Source organism: Arthrobacter sp. P1_A5 (assembly GCF_056406825.1).
Genome location: NZ_JBFTZL010000309.1, coordinates 1 through 2,362 on the forward strand (window position 1 = coordinate 1; position 2,362 = coordinate 2,362).

The 2,362-nt window shown below is 68.7% G+C and carries 1 protein-coding gene and 1 pseudogene; one reads left to right on the forward strand and one right to left on the reverse strand.

Annotated features, from left to right (window positions below; translation table 11 throughout):
- Positions 1-843 (reverse strand): annotated as a pseudogene (gene purH, locus AC1D1S_RS20700) (bifunctional phosphoribosylaminoimidazolecarboxamide formyltransferase/IMP cyclohydrolase); the annotation flags it as partial.
- Positions 844-994: 151 nt separating this feature from the next.
- On the opposite strand from purH, the gene AC1D1S_RS20705 reads away from it, so the two are divergent.
- Positions 995-2,347 (forward strand): MFS transporter, encoded by a 1,353-nt coding sequence (locus AC1D1S_RS20705; protein ID WP_476995398.1) that lies wholly within the window; start codon positions 995-997, stop codon positions 2,345-2,347.
- Positions 2,348-2,362: the final 15 nt, after the last annotated feature.

Here is a 2,362-nt window from a genome sequence, read left to right on the forward strand (position 1 = left end):
GTCGAAGGCGGCTCGCAGGGCGGCGTCGGCGTCGACGAAGTTGTTGTAGCTCATGGCCTTGCCGTGCAGCTGGTCGGCCTGGGCGATGCCGGCCGGGGCGGCCTTGTCCACGTACAGTGCGGCCTGCTGGTGCGGGTTTTCGCCGTAGCGGAGCACCTCGGAGCGTTCCAGGGCCAGGCCTGCGTAGGCGGGCCAGTCGATCACGCCGTCGCCGTCCTCGTCGCGGAACTGGCTGGCAGTCCAGGTGGCCACGGCGGTGTCGTAGGCCGCCGTGTGCGCGAACGCCTTGGCAGCGAGCCGGCGGCGGGTCTTCAGGTCAAAACCGCCCGAGGCGGCTGCCTCCACCACGGCACCGTAGGACGCCGGGTCCACCACGATGGCGACGGCGGCGTGGTTCTTCGCGGCAGAGCGCACCATCGCGGGGCCCCCGATGTCGATCTGTTCGACGACGTCGTCCGGCGCGGCACCGGACTTCACGGTCTCCACGAAAGGGTAGAGGTTGACGATGACGAGGTCGAACGGCTCGATCTCCATGTCCGCCAGGGTCTGCATGTGGGCCGGGACGCGGCGGTCCGCGAGGATGCCGCCGTGCACGCGCGGGTGCAGGGTCTTGACGCGGCCGTCCAGCATTTCCGGGGAGCCGGTGACTTCCTCGACTTCCTGCACGGGGATGCCCGCGGCGGCGATCTTCTTGGCCGTGGAGCCGGTGGAGACGATCTTGACGCCGGCGGCGTGCAGGCCCTGAGCGAGCTCCTCCAGACCGGTCTTGTCGTAGACCGAAATCAGTGCCCGGTGGATGGGAACTCGGTCGATGGATACACGGTCAAGCTGCGTGAAGCTCACAAAAGTCTCCGTCTTATATCGCGGCGGGGCCGCGGGTGGTGGGGATGCGGCAAGTTTATCGCGTCCCGCCGCCGGGCCCTTCCCGCGCGCCGGAGTGTGAAGCACGCGCGGGCCGCGGCCCGGCCACGTAGAGTTTTCACAGGAGGCCAAGATGAACACGTACACCACTGTGCCCAGCGGCGAACAGGTGGTCCAGGAACTGCCGTGGCGGTGGAAGGTCCAAGGCCGGATCTTCCTGATCGGCGGGCTGGGCTTCATGTTCGATGCCTGGGACGTCACCCTCAACGGCATCCTCATTCCGTTGCTGTCCAAGCACTGGTCACTGAGCCCGGGCGATGCCGCCTGGATCGGCACGGCGAACCTCATTGGCATGGCGCTGGGCGCGTTCGTCTGGGGCACCATCGCGGACACCATCGGCCGCAAGAAGGCCTTCACCGCGACCCTGCTGATTTTCTCCATCTTCACCGTGCTCGGCGCCTTCTCCCCCGACTTCATGTGGTTCGTCGTGTTCCGGTTCCTGGCCGGGTTCGGCCTGGGCGGCTGCATCCCGGTGGACTACGCGCTGGTGGGCGAGTTCACCCCGCGCAAACAGCGCGGCCGGGTGCTCACCGCGATGGACGGCTGGTGGCCGATCGGCGCCGCCCTCTGCGGTTTTGTCTCTGCCGGGCTGGTCGCGGCCTTCGCGGACTGGCGTCTGACCATGCTGGTCATGGTGCTCCCGGCGCTGCTGGTGTTCTGGATCCGCCGCAGCGTGCCCGAATCCCCGCTGTTCCTGATCCGCAAGGGCCGCCGCGACGAGGCCGCCAAGGTGATCGACGCCCTGGTCCAGGCCACCGGCGCCGAGGCCCGCGTCTACAGCCTGCCGGCACCGCAGGATGCGCCACGCCTCTCGGCAGGGAGCGCGTGGACGCAGTTGCGCGCCCTCTGGCAGTTCAACTGGAAGATCACGACGGCGGCATGGGCCCTGTTCTTCAGCATCCTGCTCGTCTACTACCTGTCGCTGACGTGGATGCCGCGGATCCTGATCGGCGCCGGCTTCGAGGAGTACAAGGCCTTCCTGACCACCGCGTCGATGGCCGCCGTCGGACTCCTGGGCGTGGTGGTGGCCGCCCTGCTGGTGGAGCGGGTGGGCCGCAAGTGGATCCTGGCGATCACCGGCCCGCTGTCCGCGCTGACGCTGGTGATCGTGGCGATCGTGGTGGACATTCCCACCGCCGCCGTGTTCTGGCTCCTGGTGTTCGGCTTCGTGGTGCAGGTGGCCATCCCGGTGCTCTACACCTACGTCTCCGAGCTCTACCCCACGGAGCTGCGCGGCTCCGGCTTCGGCTGGGCCTCGACGTTCTCCCGGCTCGGCGCCGGGTTCGGTCCGCTGATTTTCGCGGCCCTCCTGTGGCCGGAGCTGGGGCTCGCGACGTCGTTCGCCCTGGCTGGCGGCCTCGTGCTGCTCTCCGTGCTGTGGATGGCGTTCTTCGCCCCCGAGACGAAGCAGCGCCGGCTCGAGTAACGCACCCACCCCGCC

What these genes read in the sequence shown, in the direction of transcription:
- AC1D1S_RS20705 (WP_476995398.1), top strand. Translation starts at nt 995, where the DNA reads ATGAACACGTACACCACTGTGCCCAGCGGCGAACAGGTGGTCCAGGAA.